The sequence below is a fragment of the Streptomyces sp. NPDC104313 genome, assembly GCF_055583985.1.
On the sequence record NZ_JBVJMW010000008.1, the window covers coordinates 308,915 to 328,946 of the forward strand.

The window sequence follows — 20,032 nt, forward strand, 5'->3', positions numbered from 1 at the left end:
GTCAGCCCACGTCGGTGAAGGCCGTGTCCATCTTCTTCGCCGCGTCGTCCGAGGCCTGGGCCACGTCCTTACGGCCGGAGACGACCTCCTGGAACATCGTCGGCAGGATCAGCGAGGCGTCGATCTGGCCCCAGGCGGGCGAGGCGGGGACGAACTTGGCGCCCGCGCCCAGGGTCTGGACGAACGGGGCGACGAAGGGCTCCTTCTTCGCGGCGTTGTCCAGGACGTCGGTGTAGGTGGGCAGGAAGCCCATCGCGTCGAACATCTCGGCCTGGGTCTTCTTGCCGCTGAGCGACTTCATCAGATCGACGGCGAGCGTACGGTGCGAACTGCTCTTGAGGACGCCGAGGTTGTTGCCTCCCGCGAAGGCGGGAGCGATGGAGTCCTTGGCGACGCCGGGCAGCGGAACGACGGCGTACTTGCCCTTGACCGCGCCCGCCTCGACGGCCGCGTGGCTGAAGTCGCCGCCGATGGCCATGGCGGCCTTGCCGGAGGCGAAGGCGGTCACGGTGGCGTTGCCGCCCATGGAGGCGCACTTGGCGGCCGGGCAGTTGTCGTCGCCGAACAGGGAGGTGTAGGCCTCGATGCCCTTGCGGGACTTCTCACTGTTGATGCCGGACTTGAACGTGCCGCCGGTCTCGCCCGCGAGTTCACCGCCGTTGGCCCAGATGAAGGGCATCGCGCCGTAGGTGTACGCGCCGCCGACCGCGAGGCCGTAGAGATCGGGCTTCGCCTTACGGATCTTCTTGGCGGTGGAGATCAGCTCGGCCTGCGACTTGGGCGCCTCGATGCCGAGGTCCTCGAAGACGTCGGTGCGGTAGTAGAGGGCCCGGACGCCGACGAAGAAGGGCGCGCCGTAGACCTTGTCGCCGACGGTGACGGACTGCTTGGCGATCGGGTCGGTGTCCTTGGCCTCGTCCCAGGCGCCGAACTCCTCGGTGATGTCCGCGAGTCCGCCGTCCTTGACGTATCCGGCGGTGTCGGAGTTGCCGTACTCGATGAGGTCCGGGGCGCTCTTGGGGTCGTTGAACGCGGCCTTGATCCGCTGCGCGCGGGTGTCGACCGGTATGTACTCGATCTCGACCTTCGCCCCCTTGTGGGCCTTCTCGAACTCGGCGACGGCCGTGTCGACGACCTTCTCCTTGGGCTTGTTGCCGACCTCCTGGAAGAGCCAGACACGGAGCGTGCCGCTCTTGTCGTCACCCTTCGCACTGGTGTCGGAGGTCTGCGGCGCGCAGGCGGTGGCGGTGAGGCCGGCCAGCACAAGCGCCGCAGCCGGGGCGGCAATTCGGGCAGAAAGCTTCATCCGGAACCCCTACCGGTCATGCGTTGCATCATGTGCAACGTGCGTTTCGTTCTGCACAACTGGCAGGAGAGTAGATCCGCGTTCCGGCGACGACAAGTGGTCTCGACCACTCTGTAACCAGCGAATGCAGCCCGTGCAACGCGACCACCCGGTCACCGAGGGTCACCGGGCAAGCGGAAGGCCCCCGGGGCGCGCGGCATCGCACACCCCGGGGGCCTGACAGTCAGTGAGGGAGCGGACCTACTTCTTGTCCTTGCCGCCACCCTTGCCCTTGTCCTTGTCGCCACCGGCGCCCATGGACTCGTAGATCTCCTTGCACATGGGACAGACGGGGTACTTCTTGGGGTCGCGCCCCGGCACCCAGACCTTCCCGCACAGCGCGACCACCGGAGTGCCCTCCAGGGCACTCGCCATGATCTTGTCCTTCTGGACGTAGTGGGCGTAGCGCTCGTGGTCGCCGTCGCCCCTCGACACCTGCGGCGTCGGCTCGACGAGGGTCCCCGTACCTGCCCCGCGATCGGGCTCAAGAGTGCTCATAACCGCCAAGGGTACTGAAAGAGACGGCCTCCGGTTGAGGGAAGGGTCACCCTCGGCCGAGCGGAGGTTCGTCCCTCAGTTGAGCGACGGGTCGTCCGGATACGTGGCGATCATCGCGAGCTCGCTGCGCTGACGGCGGAGCACCGCGCGCCAGAGCCGTTCGGGGCACGGGGAGGAGACGTCGCCGGGCTCCGACTCGACCACGTACCACGCGCCCTCGGCTCGCTCGCCCTCCAGTTGACCGGGGCCCCAGCCCGCGTATCCGGCGAAGATCCGCAGCGAACCGAGGGCGGGGCCGAGCAGCTCGGGCGGGGTCTCCAGATCGACCAGACCGATCGCCCCGTGCACCCGTCGCCAGCCGAGCGGGCCCTCGTCGCCGGGGATCACCGCCACGCCGAGCGCGGAGTCGAGCGAGACCGGGCCGCCCTGGAAGACGACGTCCGGCTCGCCGGTCAGGCCGGCCCAGGGCGCGAGGATGTCGCCGACGCCGACCGGGGTCGGCCGGTTGAGGACCACACCGAGGGAGCCCTCCTCGTCGTGGTCGAGGAGCAGCACCACCGCCCGGTCGAAGTTCGGGTCCGTGAGGGCGGGCGCGGCCACGAGCAGCCGCCCTGTGAGCGAGGACACCTCCGTCATGGCAGGAATGATCCCGCATCTTCACCCTCCACGGGGGGCGAGTGACCGTGATGCCGCCCTCAGGAGAGCGAGCGCAGCTCAGGGCGCACGGAGGCACAGGGAGCGCATCGCCGGGCGGGAACGCGGCGGACCATCCGGACGGTAACCCTCCGCAAGATCGGATGCGCGGAGGGTGTTGTGGCGGATTCATGACGTTCGTACACCCCCCTTCGCCTTACGGAAGGGGGGTAGGAGGCCATTACCCTTTTCGTTGGCCCCCTGCCCGACCACTCCGGAACGCGAGATACATGACCGGCACAGACGATGTCCTGCTTGTCCACGGCGGAACCCCGCTGGAGGGCGAGATCCGCGTCCGAGGCGCCAAGAACCTGGTGCCGAAGGCCATGGTCGCCGCGCTGCTCGGCAGCGGGCCCAGCCGCCTCCGCAATGTTCCCGACATCCGTGACGTACGGGTGGTCCGGGGGCTCCTCCAGCTCCACGGTGTCACCGTCCGCCCCGGCGACGAGCCGGGCGAACTGATCCTCGACCCCTCGCACGTCGAGTCGGCGAACGTCGCCGACATCGATGCCCACGCGGGCTCCTCGCGCATCCCGATCCTGTTCTGCGGCCCGCTGCTGCACCGCCTCGGCCACGCCTTCATCCCGGGCCTGGGCGGCTGCGACATCGGCGGCCGGCCGATCGACTTCCACTTCGAGGTGCTGCGCCAGTTCGGCGCGACCATCGAGAAGCGGGCGGACGGCCAGTACCTGGAGGCCCCGCAGCGGCTGCGCGGCACCAAGATCCGGCTGCCGTACCCGTCGGTGGGCTCCACCGAGCAGGTACTGCTCACCGCCGTCCTCGCCGAGGGCGTCACCGAACTGTCCAACGCGGCCGTCGAGCCGGAGATCGAGGACCTCATCTGCGTACTGCAGAAGATGGGCGCGATCATCTCCGTGGACACCGACCGGACCATCCGGATCACCGGTGTCGACAAACTCGACGGTTACACCCACCGGGCGATCCCGGACCGTCTCGAGGCGGCCTCCTGGGCGTCGGCGGCGCTGGCGACCGAGGGCAACATCTATGTGCGCGGCGCCCAGCAGCGCTCGATGATGACCTTCCTGAACACCTTCCGCCGGGTCGGCGGGGCCTTCGAGATCGACGACGAGGGCATTCGCTTCTGGCACCCGGGCGGCGCGCTGAACGCCATCGCGCTGGAGACGGACGTGCACCCCGGCTTCCAGACGGACTGGCAGCAGCCCCTGGTGGTCGCGCTGACGCAGGCCGCGGGCCTGTCGATCGTCCACGAGACGGTGTACGAGTCGCGGCTCGGCTTCACCTCGGCGCTCAACCAGATGGGCGCGCACATCCAGCTGTACCGCGAGTGCCTCGGCGGCTCGGACTGCCGCTTCGGCCAGCGCAACTTCCTGCACTCGGCGGTCGTCTCCGGACCGACCAAGCTCCAGGGCGCCGACCTGGTCATCCCGGACCTCCGGGGCGGCTTCTCGTACCTGATCGCGGCGCTGGCGGCGCAGGGCACCTCCCGGGTGCACGGCATCGACCTGATCAACCGCGGTTACGAGAACTTCATGGAGAAGCTGGAGAAGCTCGGCGCGAAGGTCGAACTGCCGGGCGGTTCGCTCGTCTGACCGTCCCCGTGCGCCGTGAAGGCCGCACAGTGCCGCCGCACACAGCACCGCGCATCGCGCGGTTCCCGTGTGAGCGACCCGCCGCCCCGGTTCCGGACTCGGAGCCGGGGCGGCGGGCTGTCGGGCGTCAGAAGGGCCCCTGAAGGCCGCGTGAGCGGGCATGGCGGGCATAGCGGGCCGGGGTGGTGCCGGCGATCCGCTTGAAGTGCCGGGTGAGGTGGGACTGGTCGTGGAAGCCGACGGCGGCGGCCACCTCGCCGGGCGGCACCCCGTCGAGCAGCAGGCGGCGGGCCCGGTCGACGCGGCGGGACGTCACGTACTGGTGCGGCGCGATGGCGTAGGCCGCGCTGAAGGCCCGTACGAGATGGGTGGGGTGCGCGTGGACCAGACGGGCGGCCTCGGCCAGGGTGATCCCCTCGCGCGACCGCTCGTCGAGGAGCTCGCGCAGATCCCGTGCGACGCCGCGGCCGGGCGGCGGGCCCGCCGGGAGGTCCCCGGGGCGCAGGTGTCCCCGCAGCCGCTCGCCGATGAACGCCAGGCGGCTCTCCGCCTCGAACGCGTCGCCCGGGTCCGCGAGGGCGGTGTGCAGCCGGCCGACGCGGGTGCGCAGCAGCGGGTCGGCGAGGTCCGGGGTGTCCACGGCGGGTCCGACGAGGCTCGCGTCGAGCAGCGTCATGTCCAGATAGAGCACCCGTTTGCGGAAGCCGTCGGAGGTCACGGGAGAGCCGTTGTGCGGGACCCCCGGCGGCAGCAGGCTCACCGTGCCGTCCGGGGTGCCGCGCTCGTGGCGGTCCAGGTCGTAGCGGACGGCGCCGTCGTCGACGATCAGGAGCGTCCAGGCGTCGTGGACGTGCATGGGATAGGCGTGCTCAGTGAAGCGGGCGTGGAAGACCTCCACGACGCCGGCGACGGCCGGACGCCAGGCCGCGACGTCCTGGACCTCCCGCTGTGGCGCCACGCCAAGAACGTACAAGACCGCGTCCGGGTCCACCGGCCAGTCTCGAACCATGAGAACCACGACGACGGCCCCCATCGAAACCACGGCGACCCCGGCGACCACGGCCGGCTCCGCGACCACGACCATCGTCGCGGGCCCGGCGGCCGAGAACGCCCCCGTCCGCTTCGACACGAAGGTCGCGGTGCTGCTCCGTGACGACCTGGAGTCCTGGCAGCGCCTGAACGTGACCGCCTTCCTGGTCAGCGGCCTGGGCACGGCGGTGCCCGAAGTGATCGGCGAACCCTACGAGGACGCCGACTCCACCGCGTATCTGCCGATGCTCCGGCAGCCCGTGCTGGTCTTCGAGGGGGCGAAGGAGACGGTGACCGCCGCCCACACCAGGGCCCTGTCCCGGTCGCTGGCGACCGCCGTGTTCACCGCGGACCTCTTCGGCACGGGGAATGACCGGGACAACCGGGCGGCCGTACGGGCGGTGGGGCGGGACACGCTGGACCTGGTGGGCCTCGCCGTGTACGGGCCGCGCAACGCCGTGGACAAGGTCCTCAAGGGCGCGCGGATGCACCCCTGAGCCCTCCGCGCCCGCAGGAGCCCCCGCGATGCCCCGGGCATGGTGCGGGGGCTCCTGCGGGGCGCATGTGCCTCCGGCATGCGCGAGGGCGGCCACTCCCGGTCGGGAGTGGCCGCCCTCTTGTTGCGCCGTTGAGGGTTACTTGCCCTTGGCGGCTTCCTTGAGCTTCGAGCCCGCGGAGACCTTCACGCTGTAGCCGGCGGGGATGTTGATCGGGTCGCCGGTCTGCGGGTTGCGAGCGGTGCGAGCGGCACGGTGGGTGCGCTCGAAGGTCAGGAAGCCGGGGATGGTGACCTTCTCGTCACCCTTGGCGACGATCTCACCGACGGTCTCGGCGAGCGCGGCCAGCACGGCGTCGGCGTCCTTGCGAGTCACCTCGGCGCGGTCGGCCAGGGCGGCCACCAGCTCACTGCGGTTCATGTTGTTACTCCCGTGTTCTTCTTGCCTGTGAGGCGTGAGATCGAAGCCGATGCTGCCAGGGCCCTCTGACAGTCCCCGGACCCGGGTCTGATGTCAGACCCTCTCGCCCGATTACGCATCCTGCCCCCACCAGCGGCGGGAAAGCCAATCCGGAACCTTTCGGGGTCAATGAAAAGCGCCACGGTTTGCCCGTGGTGACGCTCCGTCGACTTGGCCGAGCGGTCCGCAGCGGATGCCGGGCCCCGCAGGGCCCACTGCCCGCCCACCCTAAAGGGGCGTTTGGGGCGCCGCGACCCACGACGCGCCGTAGGGCACGGGCGGGTGCGGCCCGGGGTGTTGTGCGGGGACCCCGGGAGGGGTCCCCGAAACGGTGGGATCAGACGGATACGGAGGGGGCCGTTCCGGCGCCCGCGGCCGCCTTCGCCGCGGCGCGGACGGCTCCGGCGACCGCGCCCGCCACCTTGTCGTTGAAGACCGAGGGGATGATGTAGTTCGCGTTGACCTCGTCCTCGGCGACCACATCGGCGAGGGCGCCGGCCGCGGCGAGCATCATCTCCGTGTTGACGGTGCGGGACTGGGCGTCCAGCAGGCCGCGGAAGACACCCGGGAAGACCAGCACGTTGTTGATCTGGTTGGGGAAGTCCGAACGGCCGGTGGCGACGACCGCCGCCGTCCGACGGGCGATCGCGGGTTCGACCTCGGGGTCCGGGTTCGCGAGCGCGAACACGATCGCGCCGTCCGCCATCGCGGCGACGTCGTCGCCGTTCAGCACGTTCGGGGCGGAGACGCCGATGAAGACGTCGGCGCCGACGACGGCCTCCTTGAGGGTGCCGGTGACGCCCTCCGGGTTGGTGTTGTCGGCGATCCAGCGCAGCGGGGAGTCGGGGTCGGCCGCGACCAGGTCCTCACGCCCGGCGTGCACCACACCGTGGATGTCGGCGACGACGGCGTGCTTGACGCCGGCGGCGATGAGCAGCTTCAGGATGGCCGTACCGGCCGCTCCCGCGCCGGACATGACGACCCGCACGTCCCCGATGTCCTTGCCCACCACGCGCAGGGCGTTGGTGAGGGCGGCCAGCACGACGATGGCGGTGCCGTGCTGGTCGTCGTGGAAGACGGGGATGTCCAGGGCCTCGCGCAGCCGGGCCTCGATCTCGAAGCAGCGCGGCGCGGAGATGTCCTCCAGGTTGATGCCCGCGAAGCCGGGGGCGATGGCCTTGACGATCGCGACGATCTCGTCGGTGTCCTGGGTGTCCAGGCAGATCGGCCAGGCGTCGATGCCGGCGAAGCGCTTGAAGAGCGCCGCCTTGCCCTCCATCACGGGCAGCGAGGCCATCGGGCCGATGTTGCCGAGGCCGAGCACCGCGGAGCCGTCCGTCACGACTGCGACGGAGTTGCGCTTGATGGTGAGGCGGCGCGCGTCCTCGGGGTTCTCGGCGATGGCCATGCAGACGCGGGCGACGCCGGGGGTGTAGATCATCGACAGGTCGTCACGGTTGCGGATGGGGTGCTTGGACGCCATCTCGATCTTGCCGCCGAGGTGCATGAGGAACGTACGGTCGGAGACCTTGCCCAGCGTGACACCCTCGATGCCGCGCAGACCTTCGACGATCTCGTCCGCGTGCGAGGTGGAGGTAGCGGCGATGGTGACGTCGATCCGCAGCTTCTCGTGGCCTGAGGCGGTCACGTCGAGGCCGGTGACCGAGCCCCCGGAGGACTCCACGGCCGTGGTGAGCTGAGAGACCGCGGTGCCGCTCGCGGGCACCTCCAGCCTGACCGTCATCGAGTACGAGACGCTGGGCGCCGTTGCCATGACCGAGTCCTTCGCTTTCCTTAGCTTCATTGCCGCACATCCGGAACCTTCGTTCCGGACACGCTTCCCGATCGTCGCACCTACTGGCCGGTAGCCGGTAATGACTGTCATATTTCGGAAAGTGGTTTCCACCATACGAGAAACCACCCGTCCGGCGGAACCCCCAACGGGACCCGAACCCGGCCGGGCGGCCCGTGAGACCGGAACAGAGCCCGTGAAAACAAGAACAGACCCGCGCCACCAACAGGTGACGCGGGTCTGTCTTCTTCGCTCAGGTGGCACCGACCCGCCATGCTCGCCTCGCGGCAAGTGGTCGCTCGAAGCGACGAAGGTTGGGCCCGGGGGCTTGGATCGAGCCGGTGCCAGTACCAAGGTAACAAACACCCCCGAGAAGTGATTCCCGTGCGAGAGACCGACCGGGGTCGACTCGCGAAACCCGTCCGGCGTCCGTTCGAAAGCTCCGGCGTCCGTTCGGGAAGCACCTCCGGCGTCAGTCCCTCAGCAGATCCGGCACCCCGTCCTCGTCCGGCAGGTCCCGCTCCCCCGAGACCACCGTGAGCTGCTGCGTCGCCCGGGTCAGCGCCACGTACAGCACCCGCAGACCGGCCGGGGACTCGTCCGCGATCTCCGCGGGCGAGACGACCACCGTGGCGTCGTACTCCAGCCCCTTGGCCTCCAGGCTGCCCAGCGCCACCACCCGCTCCCCCAGCTCCGCGAGCCACTCGCGGGCCTGGGCGCGCCGGTTCATCGCGACGACCACGCCGACCGTGCCGTCCACCTCCCCGAGCAGCCGCGCGGCCTCCTCGCGGACCTTGGCGGCCAGGTCCCCGTCGCGTACCGGCTCGAAGCGGGGCACCACCCCGGTCGAGCGGACCGCGGCCGGGGACTCCATCCCGGGCATCGCCAGCGCCAGCACCTTCGCGGCCAGCTCCGCGATCTCCGCCGGGTTGCGGTAGTTGACGGTGAGGGTGAAGCGGCGGCGCGGCCGGGAGCCGAGCGCCTCGTCCCGGGCGGCGCCCGCCTCGTCCGGGTCGGACCAGGAGGACTGGGCCGGGTCGCCGACGATCGTCCAGGTGGCGTGCCGGCCCCGGCGGCCGACCATGCGCCACTGCATCGGCGTGAGGTCCTGCGCCTCGTCGACGATGACGTGCGCGTACTCGGTGCGCTCCGCCGCGAGCCGCTCGGCCCGCTCCCACTGGGTCTCCTCGCGCTGCGGCATCAGCTCCTCGAGACCGGTGAGCTGGTCCAGCGGATCCGCCTCGCGTCTGCGCCGGGGCCGGTTCGGGGTGCCCAGCAGTGCCTGGAGCTCGTCCAGGAGCGCCACGTCGTGGACGGAGAGGGGCCCCTCGCCGTCCTTGTCCAGCCTCTTCAGTGACCGGGCCAGGCGGCGCACCTCGCCCTGGTTCAGGATGCGCCGGGACCAGCGGCCGAGGCGCCGCTCGTCGGCCATCGCGGCCAGCACCCGGCGCGGCGTCAGTTCGGGCCACCAGGCGTCGAGGAACTCCAGAAACGGGGTCTCGGTGGAGACGTCCTCGTCGAACGAGGACCGCAGCTCCGCCACCAGCTGGGGGTCGGTGTACCGGCCGCGTCCGGAGGACCTGCTCCACAGGGCGTCCAGCAGCAGCTTGCGGGCGCGCGGACGGAGCAGGTTGACCGGGGCGGTGCCGCCCAGCGCGTTGTGCCGGACCCGCTGGAGGTCGTCGGCCTCCAGCTCGACCCGGGCCCCGAAGGCGACGACACGCAGCCGGTTCGGGGGCGTGGCGGCACCCCCCTGTTCGGGCTCCTCGCCGAAGGCGAGCTGGCCCGCCTCTTCGCGGGGCGTCGCGGGGCGGCCCTGTTCCAGCGCGCCCCGGGCGGCCTTGCGCAGCACGTGGAGCATCCGGGAGGAGCCCTTGATCCGGGCCACCGCCGGTTCGTCGTACGTCGTGGCGCCCTGGAGGCCCGCCGCGTCGTCGGACAGCGAGCCGACCGCGCGGATCGCGACCTGGCCCTCCTCGCCGAGCGAGGGCAGCACCCCTTCGGTGTACGCGACCAGGAGCGGGGTGGGCGAGACGACCAGGATGCCGCCCGCGTAGCGCCGCCGGTCCTGGTAGAGCAGATACGCCGCCCGGTGCAGGGCGACCGCGGTCTTGCCGGTGCCGGGGCCGCCGGTGACCTCGGTGACGGAGGCGGCGGGCGCCCGGATGACCAGGTCCTGTTCGGCCTGGATGGAGGAGACGATGTCCCGCATGGTGTGGCTGCGGGCCTGACCGAGCGCCGCCATCAGCGCACCGTCCCCGATCACCGGCAGCTTCTCGCCGTCCAGGAACGCCGTCAGCTCCGGGCGCATCAGGTCGTCCTCGACCCCGAGGACCTTGCGGCCCTTGGAGCGGATGACCCGGCGGCGTACGACGCGGCCCGGCTCCTTCGGGGTCGACCGGTAGAACGGGGCGGCCGCCGGGGCCCGCCAGTCGATCACCAGCGGCGCGTATTCGGAGTCCAGGACCCCGATCCGGCCGATGTGGAGCGTCTCGGCGATATCGGCGGTGGCGTCCTCCCGTACGGTGTCGTCGGCCGGCTCGACGGAGGTGTACGCGCCGTCCGGGCCGCGCTCCCCGTCCTTGCCGAGCAGCAGGTCGATCCTCCCGAAGAGGAAGTCCTCGAACTCGCTGTTCAGCCGGTTGAGGTGGATCCCCGCCCGGAACACCTGGGCGTCCCGCTCCGCGAGCGCGCCGGGGGTACCGACCTGGCCGCGCTTGACGGCGTCGTTCATAAGAAATTCCGCCTCGTGGATCTTCTCTTCGAGGCGGTGATAAACACAGTCGAGATGCTCCTGCTCGACACCGATTTCCCGGTCCCGCAGCGATTCGACAGCGGCATCCTGCGCGGCCACCGAGGCCCCCTTCTGACGTGCACTGGGCAGCCGTCAACCCTATAGCGAAGGGGGCCCCCAGCGCACCTGCCCGACCGGGGGTGATCGCGCGTCGCGTCGGGCGGGGAAGCGCGGGGATGCGCGGGGATGCGCGGGGCACGGCGTTATGAGGCGGTACGCGACAGGGCGCGGCCCGGTTCGGTCTCCGATCTCCACCAGCCGCTCCCCGCCGGACGTCCGCACCTCGAACCTCGGAGCGGTCGATGTCCGCGCGGTCCATCGCCGCCCCACCGTGCACGTACGACGGGCGGCGTGTTCGCGGTACGGCGCCCGCTCCAACGCCTCGTCCGGTGTCCCGGAGAGGGACAGGGGCCGGTTCACTCGACGCCGGGCGGAATTTCCCTCTCCGGACCATGCCCGTCGGCGGCCCCCGTGGTCCTGCGCCGGTGCCGGGCGACCCGTTCGCGGTTGCCGCAGACCTGGCCGGAGCACCAGCGCCGCCGCCCACCGCGCGAGGCGTCCAGGTAGAGGCGGTGGCAGGCCTCGCCCTGGCAGCGACGCAGGGCCGCCCGCGCGGCCGGGTCGGTGAGCAGGTCCACGGCGTCCCGGGCGACGACGGCGAGGAGCCCCGCGCAGTCGGGTGCTGTGCTCAGGGCCCGCACCAGGCCGCCGTCCGCGCCGCGCACCGCACGGGGCCCCGGAGGCGCCCCGGACGCCAGGCGGTTGACCCGCTCCAGCGCCCCTTCGGCCTCGGGACCACCGAGCTGGGCCACCATCAGACGGCTGACGGCGGAGCGCAGTTCGTGGAAGCGGGACACCCAGGTGTCGTCCAGCGCTGTCAGCACGGTGCCCGGCGGGACGAGCCGGGCGTCGGCCAGCCACCGGGCCAGCGGCCCGGGCCCTCCGAGCTGTTCGCAGGTCCCGGGCACCCCGCCCGCGGGCTCCGTGGCCACCAGGTCGAGGCAGATCCGGCCCGCGTCGAACCGCCACCTCCGCGCACCCCTGCCCGCTGCCATGCTCCTGCCACCGCCTTGGGTCACCGGTCGAACGGCCACTCCCCAGAGTGCCCCTGTCGGGGCACGGCCGGAACCCCCGGTGCGGGACCCGCCCCCTGCCGTGGCAGCCTCGGATCATCGGATCAGAGGGGGAGACACCATGGACCACCACGACGGGAGAGCCGCGATCGGCTCCGGCGGCCTGCGGCTGCGCCGGTGGCGCGAGGAGGACCTGCCCGCGCCGGTCGGCGCACCGCTCGGCAACATCGTGCTGAAGCGGCCGGATCCGCACAACGACTGTGCGGAGGTGGGCTATTGGACGACGGCTGCGGCGCGCGGCCGGGGCGTGGCGTCACGGGCACTGACGGCGCTGTCCGACTGGGCGTTCACGGAGTTCGCCGAACAGAGCCTGGTCAAGCTGGAGTTGATCCATCAGGTGGACAACGAGGCCTCGTGCCGGGTGGCGGAGAAGTGCGGCTACGCGCTGGCGCGGGTGATCCCGGCGCTGCCGCCCGACCATCCGCTGGACGGCCATGTGCATGTGCTCGAGGCTCCCGCGAACACGAACACGAACACGGACACGGACGCGGACGCGACCGTCACGGCGACCGTGGCGCTCGGTCGGCCGGCGGGTCATCGTGCAGAAGCCGCTGGAACAGGTGGTGGTCGCGCCAGCGGCCGTTGATGTGCAGATAGCCCGGCGCGTCACCGATCCGCTCGAACCCGGCCTTGGCGAGCACCCGTTGGGAACGGACGTTGTCGGTGACGGTCGCCGCCTCGACGCGGTGCAGGCCCAGCCGGTCGCGGGCGGCGTCGCAGACCGCACCGACGGTGGCGGTGGCGAGACCGCGTCCGGTGTGGTCCGCGTCGACCCAGTAGCCGAGGCGGGCGTTGCGGTAGGGGCCCCGCTCGACGCCGGAGAGCGTGAAGGCACCGATCACCCGGCCGTCGTCGTCCGCGAGCACCCAGGGCATGGCCCGTCCGGCGTCCCGGTCGGCCAGCAGGGCGGTGAGCCGGGCGGCCTGGCCCTCGACGGTGTAGTAGCTCTCGGGGCGTACGGGTTCCCAGCGGCGCATGTACGCGCGATTGCGGGTGAAGGCCGTGGCGAAGGCGGGCGCGTCGGTGATCGTGACGGGGCGGAAGGCCACGTCCGGGGCGATCCGGTGGAGGTGATCGTTCATCCGGTCACGCTAACCGGAGCCCCCGGGCGGTCCGTACGGGCCCCGGGCGGTCAGCGGCCGTACTTCGTCCCCGCCGACGGGTCCAGCGCCAGCCGGTAGCCCCGCTTGACGACCGTCTGGATCAGCCGGGGCACACCCACTGCCGAGCGCAGCCGGGCCATCGCGGTCACGGGTGCGGGGGAGGCGAACGTATACGCCCAAAGGCGTTGGGCCGGTCATCGGCGGCGTCCCTTCGCACGCCCGTCCGGCCACAACTGCGGCCGGCGCCGGGCGGCGACGTCCTCGGCCCAGCCGAAGGCGAGGACGCAGAGCGCTACGAGGGCCCAGGTGATCAGCAGGACGGGCACCCAACTCTCCAGCAGCCAGGGCACGTTCTCGCTGAGGGCGTCGACGGACCAGAGCCGGTCGTAGAGCGTGGCGGCGGTCAGGATGCAGACGTTGTGCCAGAGATAGACGGTCACGGCCCGCGAGTTGAGCAGGGTGACGGGCCGGTCGAAGGCCCGCAGCCGCCTGGGCCACTCGGTCCAGGAGGGGCTGTAGTGCAGCAGGAGCAGAACGCAGCCGAAGGACCACAGGGCCTGGGCCGGCGGGATGGAGTCCAGGTCGAAGCCGCTGCGGAAGCCCTCGTGGCTCGCCCACCACAGCCCCGCGCCCGCGAGGAGCGGGGCGATCGACGGCACGACGTAGGCGGACAGCCGTTTCAGGACGCCTTCCTGGTGGGCCATGCCGAGGACCCAGCAGGCGCCGAAGGTGGAGAAGTCGGTGATCGCGGAGTCGAGGCGGTCGGTGGTGGAGAACAGCTCCAGCCGCATGACGACGGCGAGCGCGAGCGGCGCGAGCAGCGTCGGCCAGGGCAGCCTGCGCAGACCGCGCAGGATCAGCGGGGAGAACAGCACGAACCACAGGTAGGCCCGGATGTACCAGAGCGGCCCGGCCAGTTCCTCGGGCCAGCTCTCGCCGAGGAATCCGTCGATGCCCGCCACGTCGTAGGCGTACGGCGGATCGCTGAGCGGCAGCACCCAGTACATCAGGTGCTGCCACCACCAGCCGGGGTGGCCCTCGGCGTCCGGGCCCCAGCCCTGGGCGAGCATGCCGGTGACGCCGATCGCGCCGAGCAGCCACAGCGGCGGCAGGAGCCGGCGGACGCGGCCCCGGATCACCTGGACGGCGGGCCGCCTCAGCGAGCGCGCCATCAGCGTCCCGGCCAGGGCGAACATGACACCCATCGACGGGAAGACGATGGGCAGCCAGGCCCAGCCGGTCAGGTGGTAGAGGACGACCCGGAAGAGGGCGAGGGCCCGCAGCAGGTCGAAGTACCGGTCGCGGACGGGCTTCACGCCCTCTGCGGGGGCGGGCGGCGGCGGGACCGCGGGGTCCGCGGCGACAGCCCTCGGCAGGGGCGGGGCGGTCATACGAGGGGCCTTCGGTCCATGCTGTCGCCGCTGAGGGGTCCGGTGGCGGCGGCCTGCCTCGGGCGCTGGGCGGACGAGCCGCCGGGGGCCTCCACCGCGCCGGTGCGGCGCAGCTTCTGCCAGCGCAGCCGACCGCCGGTGAGCGCGGTGATCCAGGACTGGAGCAGCACGACGTACATGAGCTGGCGGTAGAGGATCTGCTGGAGCGGCAGCGAGATCAGATGGACCATGCGCTCCTTGTCCAGCCGGAACGCGTACGCGGCGCAGACCGCCTGGACGATCAGGACGCCGAACCAGGCGGCGACGGTCTTGCCGGTCGGGCCGAAGACCAGCCCGTACAGCAGGAACACGTCGATCAGGGGGGCCAGCAGCGGGGCGAGCACCATGAAGAGGGAGACGAACGGCAGCCCGACCCGGCCGAAGCGGCCCGAGGGTCCGCGTTCGATGACCGCGCGGCGGTGTTTCCAGATGGCCTGCATGGTTCCGTACGACCACCGGTAGCGCTGCGACCAGAGCTGCCGCACGGACTCCGGGGCCTCGGTCCAGGCGCGGGCCTTCTCCGCGTAGACGACGCGCCAGCCGTCCCGGTGCAGGGCCATGGTGACGTCGGTGTCCTCGGCGAGGGTGTCCTCGCTCATCCCGCCGACCCGGTCCAGGGCCTCGCGGCGGAACGCGCCGACGGCCCCGGGGATGGTGGGCATGCAGCCGAGGACGTCGTACATCCGGCGGTCCAGGTTGAAGCCCATCACGTACTCGATGTGCTGCCAGGCGCCGATGAGGGAGTCGCGGTTGCCGACCTTGGCGTTGCCCGCGACGGCTCCGACCCGGGGGTCCCCGAAGGGCTGGACCAGCTCGCGGACCGTGGCCGGTTCGAAGACGGTGTCGCCGTCCATCATCACGACGATGTCGTAACGGGCGTGCCGGATACCGTTGTTGAGGGCGGCGGGTTTGCCGGAGTTGTGCTGGCGCACGACCCGTACGCGGGGCAGCCGCATCGCCTCGACGAGGTCGGCGGTGCCGTCGGTGGAGCCGTCGTCGATGACGATGATCTCGATGGGGTGCTCGCCGGCGGCCAGGGAGCGCACGGTCGCCTCGATGCAGGCGCGTTCGTTGTACGCGGGGACCAGGACGGAGACCGGGCGGGTGACGGGCGGGCCCCAGCCGAAGTTCCTGCGGCGGACCTTGCGGGCGTGCAGGAAGGAGAGCAGCAGCATCAGCCCGAAGCGGGCCAGGACCAGGACGCCGATGACGGCGAGGCCGACGACCAGGACGCCGGTGACCCGCTCGGACACGGCGACGGCGGAGACGAAGGCCTTGCCCTTCCACAGCGCGAACCCGGTGACCGGGGTGTGCGCGCTGGGGGCGTCGAGGGCGGTGGTGAGGCGGGTGAAGGTGTAGCCCCGCTCCTTGAGGTCCGGCAGCAGGGTGTCGAGTGCGGCCACGGTCTGCGAGCGGTCGCCGCCGGAGTCGTGCATCAGGATGATCGCGCCCTTGCCGCCCTTCGGTGTGGCCCGCTCGACGATGGCGCCGACCCCGGGGCGCTTCCAGTCCTCGCTGTCGGTGTCGTTGACGACGGTGAGGTAGCCGCGGCTGCCGATGTACTCCGTGACCGGCCAGGACCTGTTGTCCATGGCGTACGCGAAGGAGGAGTACGGCGGCCGGAACAGCGAGGTGCGGATGCCCGCCGCACCCGCCAGCGCCAGCTGGTTCTGCGACAGCTCCCAGTCGATGCGGCCGGTGGACTGGTAGGAGAGGTCGGGGTGGTTGAAGGTGTGCAGCCCGATCTCGTGCCCGTCGGCGACCATCCGTTCGACCAGGTCCGGGTACCGGGCGGCCATGTTGCCCGTGACGAAGAAGACGCCGCGGGCGTCGTGCTCCTTCAGCTTGTCGAGGACCTTCGGCGTCCACACCGGGTCCGGACCGTCGTCGAAGGTCAGGACGGCCCGGCGGTCGGGTACGCGCAGGGTCTTCGCGTCACCGGAACGGGCGTCGATGACGGGTCCGCCGGAGCGGACGTCCCTGGGCACCTCGGTTTTGTGGTCGGCGTCGCGGACCCGGTGGTCGGCGAGGATCTCGCTGTGCACGTATCCGCGCAGCATCAGCATCGCGAGCAGGGCGACGAGGAACGTCGTCGGCAGGAGGTAGCGCATGGGGAGCCTGAACCGGCTCCGGCCGCGTGGTGCCTTCCTCGATCTGCCGTTCCTGCCCCGCGTGGCGGGGGAGTTCATCTACGGGGCGCTCTCTTCTTGCACCGGCGGGGCGGGAGTCTCGGCGGGAGGGGTCGTCGGGCCGGACGGCTCCGGCTCGGGGGACGGCGGCGAGGGGTCGACCGGTGGTTGGGCGGCCGAGGTCGCGGGGACCGGTTTCGTGACGCCGCCCGCACCGCCCGCGCCGGGGGAACGGGACGGGCCGGCGGAGGCGGAGGCAAAGGCGCTGCTCGCCGATCCGGCGGGCACCAGCACGGAGGTGGCCGACGGGGCCGCGCCGACGGGCGCGCCGGACTCCTCAGCCGCCGCGGAGCCGGAGGCGCTGGGCCCGGGCTCCGGGGAGTCGCCGGACCGGCCGCCGACGGTGTCGTCGGGCGCGGGGGCCTCCTCTGCCCGCTCCGCCTTCGCCTTCTCCTCGGTCCCGGACAGGGGCAGCCAGGGGGCGCTGGAGTTCCCGCCGAGGACGGCGAGGACCAGCGTCACGGCGTAGGCGACGCAGACCGAGGCCAGGACCCACCCGAGGCGTCGGAAGGTCTTGCCGCGACGGCCGCTCTCGTCGACGAAGACGGGGCCGTCGGAGCCGTCCGGCGGGGCGGGTTCGCCGGGCGGTTCGGCGAGCTGACGGCCCAGCCCGTCGAGCTGGATCGTCGCGTCGTCGGGCTCATGCGTATGCCCGGTTCTCTGACCTTCGCGCCAATTGTCCACAAGTACAGCCCATCCCCCACTCAAGAATCAGGCGCACGGAATTGACTGGTTCTTTACTGTCGGACTGGGCCCCCACCCGTCCATGAACCCGGCCTTCCCGCGCCCGGACGATGAATGTAGCGCACGACATTGACGCCCAAGTGCCCCTGAACGGAGTTGATCAGGAACGGTTGCGCATCAGTGACCGATCGCCCTCGGGAAGCCAGCAGCCGGCCGGCGGGATCATCCACCCCTCGGCATGCGCCAACTGGTCAGTAGCGTTCCGCAACGCGTCCACGCCGGGGTGGTTCAGACCCTTGCGCCAGACCAGCGCCAGCGGCGAAAGCGGAATCGGGTCGACGAGCGGGCGCAGCACCGTTCCGGGCATCGCCGGGAAGTCGACGACGGCGAGCACGGGGTGTCCTCCCTTCGACATGACCCGTTGAAATTCGGCCACGCCCACGGCGAGCGGAACGGGAGGAGCCAGGGTGATGCCCCACTCGGCGAACAGCAGCGCGGCGAGGTCCGTCCACTCCCGCGTCCGCTCGTTACCGGCCCCCGCGTAGACGGTCTCTCCGGACAGTTCGGCCAGGGCGATGACCTCCCGCGCGGCGAGGTGATGGGAGACGGGCAGCATGAGGGCCATCGGCTCGTACCGCACGGGGTGCACGGAGAGTCCCGCGCGCACCGCGGGAGCCAGTCCGGCGGCCCGGCCGAAGGAGGCGTCGAGCCGGCCGGCCAGGATCTCACCGGCGGCCCAGGTGAGACCGGACTCGAAGCGGGCCATCAGCTCGCACTCCGGCAGCAGTTCGCGGGCCCGCGCCAGCACCCGGGCGGCGGTCGCCCCGTCGCTGTTCAGGTCGACGAGCAGCGGCCGGGCGGGCGCGCCGCTGAAGGCCCCGGCCAGTTCGGCGTGCGCGTCGAGCACGCGGCGGGCGTACGGGAGCAGGCGTTCGCCGTCCGGGGTGAGTGCGACCTGCCGGGTGGTGCGGACGAACAGCTCGACGCCGAGCTCGCGCTCCAGCCGCCGGATGTCCCGGCTCAGCGCCTGCTGTGCGACGAAGAGGCGGGCGGCGGCCCGGGTGAAGTGCAGTTCGTCGACGACGGCGAGGAAGGCGCGCAGGAGACGGGGGTCGGTGTCGGCTGGGGGCACATCGCGAATCTACAGCGCCGGGGGCATTCACAACACAGAAGCGTGAATCGGCGCGGAGTAGGTGTTGGACCCGGGCGGCGGGGCACGGCCAGCCTGGTCATATGCCGATACCCCTCGCCACCGGCCCGGAGCCCGCCGGCCTGGAGCTCGCCGACCCGCAGCCCGCGTCCCGGCCGGAGCCCGCTTCCCGGCCGGCCCCGTCCCGCCGGGCCGTCACGCCGCGCCCCCTCCCGGCCGCCCGCCCGCCCGCGTCTCCCCGGCCCGTCCCCGCCACCCGCCCGGACCGGGCCGCCGCGCCGCCGCTCACTCCCCTGCTCACGGTCGCCGGCGGCCAGTTGGTCGCGGCCCCGCGCTCCGCGCCCGGGAGCGCCGAAAGCCCCGGGCGAGCCGGTCGAGCCGGTCGACGGCGGCCGTCGAACCCCTACCTCCGACTGCTGGCCACGCCCGGGGCCCGGGCGTTCACGGCGGGCAACCTGATCGCCCGCCTGCCGATGGGAATGTTCAGCGTCAGCGCGGTCATCATGATCGCCGGCTCCCGGGGTTCGTACGCCCTGGCCGGGGCCGTCACCGCGACCGGGCTGGCCGCGACGGCGGTCGTCGCGCCCTTCACCGCCCGGCTCGTGGACCGCTACGGGCAGGCGCGGATCGCGGTGCCCGCCACCGCGCTGGCCGTGCTGGGGTCACTGGCCCTGGTGCTCTGCGTGCACCACGAGGCCCCGGCCTGGACGCTGTTCGCCGCCTACGCCGCGACCGCGACGACCCCGAACACCGGAGGGATGTCGCGGGCCCGCTGGGCGCATCTGCACCGGGGCGACCCGGCGACCCTGCACACCGCGAACTCCTTCGAACAGGCCGCCGACGAACTGTGCTTCATGCTGGGCCCGGTGCTGGCCGCGACGCTCTGCGGGGCGCTGTTCCCGGAGGCGGGCACCCTGGTGGGGGCGTTGCTCCTGATGAGCGGCGTCCTGCTCTTCGCCGCCCAGCGCGCCACGGAACCGCCCGTCACCCCCCGTACGAGGACCGTGGCCTCGCCCCTGCGCACACCGGGGATGCCCGCCCTGCTGGCGGTCTTCCTCGCCACGGGCGCGGTGTTCGGGGCGCTGGAGGTGGTCTCCATCGCGCATGCCGGGGGCGCGATCCTGGCGCTCCAGGCGGCCGGGTCGTGCGTGGCGGGCCTGGTCTACGGTTCGCTGCGGCCCGCCCGGAACATCCGCCTCAGGCTGCTGCTGTGCCTGGCCGGGATGACGGCACTGATGTCCCTGCCGCTGCTGGCCGCCACCGGCTCCGCCTCTCTGCCGCTCCTGGCGCTCTGCCTGCTGGTGGCGGGGGCCGCGACCGCGCCGACGATGGTGACGGGCATGACGCTGGTCCAGCGGTCCACGCGCCCGGAGCAGCTGAACGAGGGCATGACGCTCGCGGTGACCGCGCTGCTGGGCGGGATCGCGGCCGGAGCGGCGGCCGGCGGCTGGCTGGTGGAGCACGCGGGCACGGTCACCGGCTACGTGGCCCCGATGTCCGCGGCGGCCCTCGCCCTGGTCGTCGCGGGAGCGGGAGCGGGTACGGCGGTACGTCGAGGGAGCCGAGCGGTATGACGAGGGGGCCCTGCGAGACGGGATGGCTCGACGCGCTCCCCGAGGGCCCCGGCACCCGGGGCGGCGCGGGCGGACCGCGCGGCGCGGGCGG

Annotated in this window: 17 protein-coding genes and 1 pseudogene; 4 read left to right on the forward strand and 14 right to left on the reverse strand. The window is 72.1% G+C overall.

Features of this window, described 5'->3' with window-relative positions:
• Position 1: 1 nt before the first annotated feature.
• The 3 genes from ACZ60Q_RS21160 to ACZ60Q_RS21170 all read right to left on the reverse strand — a co-directional run bounded on the left by ACZ60Q_RS21160 (position 2) and on the right by ACZ60Q_RS21170 (position 2,479).
• Positions 2-1,306, reverse strand: a complete 1,305-nt coding sequence (locus tag ACZ60Q_RS21160) for an extracellular solute-binding protein (RefSeq protein WP_469636641.1) — start codon at positions 1,304-1,306, stop codon at positions 2-4.
• A 240-nt stretch (positions 1,307-1,546) separates the two neighbouring features.
• Entirely contained in the window at positions 1,547-1,843 is a 297-nt protein-coding gene (locus ACZ60Q_RS21165) for a DUF3039 domain-containing protein (RefSeq protein WP_006124925.1), read from the reverse strand.
• A 75-nt stretch (positions 1,844-1,918) separates the two neighbouring features.
• Complete coding sequence (locus ACZ60Q_RS21170; RefSeq protein ID WP_469636644.1) at positions 1,919-2,479, reverse strand: YqgE/AlgH family protein; 561 nt, start codon at positions 2,477-2,479, stop codon at positions 1,919-1,921.
• A gap of 287 nt (positions 2,480-2,766) precedes the next feature.
• On the opposite strand from ACZ60Q_RS21170, the gene murA reads away from it, so the two are divergent.
• A complete protein-coding gene (gene murA / locus ACZ60Q_RS21175; RefSeq protein WP_097866898.1) occupies positions 2,767-4,107 on the forward strand; it encodes a UDP-N-acetylglucosamine 1-carboxyvinyltransferase in 1,341 nt (446 codons plus the stop codon).
• A 127-nt stretch (positions 4,108-4,234) separates the two neighbouring features.
• On the opposite strand, the gene ACZ60Q_RS21180 is transcribed toward murA, so the two are convergent.
• Positions 4,235-5,065, reverse strand: coding sequence for a helix-turn-helix transcriptional regulator (locus ACZ60Q_RS21180; protein ID WP_469636647.1), 831 nt, complete (start codon positions 5,063-5,065; stop codon positions 4,235-4,237).
• Between the two features lie 49 nt (positions 5,066-5,114).
• Here ACZ60Q_RS21180 and ACZ60Q_RS21185 point away from each other — a divergent pair, with 49 nt between their 5' ends.
• Entirely contained in the window at positions 5,115-5,633 is a 519-nt protein-coding gene (locus ACZ60Q_RS21185) for a DUF2000 family protein (protein WP_469636650.1), read from the forward strand.
• A gap of 138 nt (positions 5,634-5,771) precedes the next feature.
• On the opposite strand, the gene ACZ60Q_RS21190 is transcribed toward ACZ60Q_RS21185, so the two are convergent.
• The 4 genes from ACZ60Q_RS21190 to ACZ60Q_RS21205 all read right to left on the reverse strand — a co-directional run bounded on the left by ACZ60Q_RS21190 (position 5,772) and on the right by ACZ60Q_RS21205 (position 11,733).
• The gene (locus tag ACZ60Q_RS21190) at positions 5,772-6,053 is read right to left on the reverse strand and encodes an HU family DNA-binding protein (RefSeq protein WP_003968811.1); all 282 of its coding nucleotides are present in this window, start codon (positions 6,051-6,053) and stop codon (positions 5,772-5,774) included.
• Positions 6,054-6,429: 376 nt separating this feature from the next.
• Positions 6,430-7,866: an NAD-dependent malic enzyme gene (locus ACZ60Q_RS21195; RefSeq protein WP_469636653.1), complete on the reverse strand. Its 1,437-nt coding sequence runs from the start codon at positions 7,864-7,866 to the stop codon at positions 6,430-6,432.
• Positions 7,867-8,356: 490 nt separating this feature from the next.
• The gene (locus ACZ60Q_RS21200) at positions 8,357-10,738 is read right to left on the reverse strand and encodes a HelD family protein (RefSeq protein WP_469636656.1); all 2,382 of its coding nucleotides are present in this window, start codon (positions 10,736-10,738) and stop codon (positions 8,357-8,359) included.
• Between the two features lie 356 nt (positions 10,739-11,094).
• Positions 11,095-11,733 carry a CGNR zinc finger domain-containing protein gene (locus ACZ60Q_RS21205; RefSeq protein WP_469636659.1) on the reverse strand — a complete coding sequence of 213 codons (639 nt, stop codon included), beginning with the start codon at positions 11,731-11,733 and terminating at the stop codon, positions 11,095-11,097.
• A 139-nt stretch (positions 11,734-11,872) separates the two neighbouring features.
• Between ACZ60Q_RS21205 and ACZ60Q_RS21210 the strand changes: the two genes are divergently transcribed.
• Entirely contained in the window at positions 11,873-12,397 is a 525-nt protein-coding gene (locus ACZ60Q_RS21210; RefSeq protein WP_469636661.1) for a GNAT family N-acetyltransferase, read from the forward strand.
• Here the strand turns inward: ACZ60Q_RS21210 and ACZ60Q_RS21215 are convergent.
• From ACZ60Q_RS21215 to ACZ60Q_RS21240, 6 genes and pseudogenes are all read right to left on the reverse strand, one after another.
• A complete protein-coding gene (locus tag ACZ60Q_RS21215; protein WP_469636664.1) occupies positions 12,312-12,893 on the reverse strand; it encodes a GNAT family N-acetyltransferase in 582 nt (193 codons plus the stop codon). The genes ACZ60Q_RS21210 and ACZ60Q_RS21215 overlap by 86 nt on opposite strands.
• 50 nt (positions 12,894-12,943) lie before the next feature.
• Positions 12,944-13,060 (reverse strand): annotated as a pseudogene (locus ACZ60Q_RS21220) (uroporphyrinogen-III synthase); the annotation flags it as partial.
• A gap of 48 nt (positions 13,061-13,108) precedes the next feature.
• Positions 13,109-14,305 carry an acyltransferase family protein gene (locus tag ACZ60Q_RS21225; RefSeq protein WP_469636667.1) on the reverse strand — a complete coding sequence of 399 codons (1,197 nt, stop codon included), beginning with the start codon at positions 14,303-14,305 and terminating at the stop codon, positions 13,109-13,111.
• The gene (locus tag ACZ60Q_RS21230; RefSeq protein WP_469636670.1) at positions 14,302-16,455 is read right to left on the reverse strand and encodes a bifunctional polysaccharide deacetylase/glycosyltransferase family 2 protein; all 2,154 of its coding nucleotides are present in this window, start codon (positions 16,453-16,455) and stop codon (positions 14,302-14,304) included. The genes ACZ60Q_RS21225 and ACZ60Q_RS21230 overlap by 4 nt, the downstream gene beginning before the upstream one ends.
• A 78-nt stretch (positions 16,456-16,533) precedes the next feature.
• Complete coding sequence (locus ACZ60Q_RS21235) at positions 16,534-17,217, reverse strand: hypothetical protein (protein ID WP_469636672.1); 684 nt, start codon at positions 17,215-17,217, stop codon at positions 16,534-16,536.
• A gap of 160 nt (positions 17,218-17,377) precedes the next feature.
• Positions 17,378-18,349 (reverse strand): LysR family transcriptional regulator, encoded by a 972-nt coding sequence (locus tag ACZ60Q_RS21240; RefSeq protein WP_469636674.1) that lies wholly within the window; start codon positions 18,347-18,349, stop codon positions 17,378-17,380.
• A gap of 101 nt (positions 18,350-18,450) precedes the next feature.
• On the opposite strand from ACZ60Q_RS21240, the gene ACZ60Q_RS21245 reads away from it, so the two are divergent.
• The gene (locus tag ACZ60Q_RS21245; protein WP_469636677.1) at positions 18,451-19,941 is read left to right on the forward strand and encodes an MFS transporter; all 1,491 of its coding nucleotides are present in this window, start codon (positions 18,451-18,453) and stop codon (positions 19,939-19,941) included.
• The last annotated feature ends 91 nt before the right edge of the window (positions 19,942-20,032 follow it).

What these genes read in the sequence shown, in the direction of transcription:
- ACZ60Q_RS21245 (WP_469636677.1), top strand. Translation starts at nt 18,451, where the DNA reads ATGCCGATACCCCTCGCCACCGGCCCGGAGCCCGCCGGCCTGGAGCTC.
- ACZ60Q_RS21185 (WP_469636650.1), top strand. Translation starts at nt 5,115, where the DNA reads ATGAGAACCACGACGACGGCCCCCATCGAAACCACGGCGACCCCGGCG.
- ACZ60Q_RS21160 (WP_469636641.1), bottom strand. Translation starts at nt 1,306, where the DNA reads ATGAAGCTTTCTGCCCGAATTGCCGCCCCGGCTGCGGCGCTTGTGCTG.
- ACZ60Q_RS21225 (WP_469636667.1), bottom strand. Translation starts at nt 14,305, where the DNA reads ATGACCGCCCCGCCCCTGCCGAGGGCTGTCGCCGCGGACCCCGCGGTC.
- ACZ60Q_RS21215 (WP_469636664.1), bottom strand. Translation starts at nt 12,893, where the DNA reads ATGAACGATCACCTCCACCGGATCGCCCCGGACGTGGCCTTCCGCCCC.
- ACZ60Q_RS21195 (WP_469636653.1), bottom strand. Translation starts at nt 7,866, where the DNA reads ATGGCAACGGCGCCCAGCGTCTCGTACTCGATGACGGTCAGGCTGGAG.
- ACZ60Q_RS21170 (WP_469636644.1), bottom strand. Translation starts at nt 2,479, where the DNA reads ATGACGGAGGTGTCCTCGCTCACAGGGCGGCTGCTCGTGGCCGCGCCC.
- ACZ60Q_RS21205 (WP_469636659.1), bottom strand. Translation starts at nt 11,733, where the DNA reads ATGGCAGCGGGCAGGGGTGCGCGGAGGTGGCGGTTCGACGCGGGCCGG.
- ACZ60Q_RS21210 (WP_469636661.1), top strand. Translation starts at nt 11,873, where the DNA reads ATGGACCACCACGACGGGAGAGCCGCGATCGGCTCCGGCGGCCTGCGG.
- ACZ60Q_RS21165 (WP_006124925.1), bottom strand. Translation starts at nt 1,843, where the DNA reads ATGAGCACTCTTGAGCCCGATCGCGGGGCAGGTACGGGGACCCTCGTC.
- ACZ60Q_RS21190 (WP_003968811.1), bottom strand. Translation starts at nt 6,053, where the DNA reads ATGAACCGCAGTGAGCTGGTGGCCGCCCTGGCCGACCGCGCCGAGGTG.
- murA (WP_097866898.1), top strand. Translation starts at nt 2,767, where the DNA reads ATGACCGGCACAGACGATGTCCTGCTTGTCCACGGCGGAACCCCGCTG.
- ACZ60Q_RS21230 (WP_469636670.1), bottom strand. Translation starts at nt 16,455, where the DNA reads ATGCGCTACCTCCTGCCGACGACGTTCCTCGTCGCCCTGCTCGCGATG.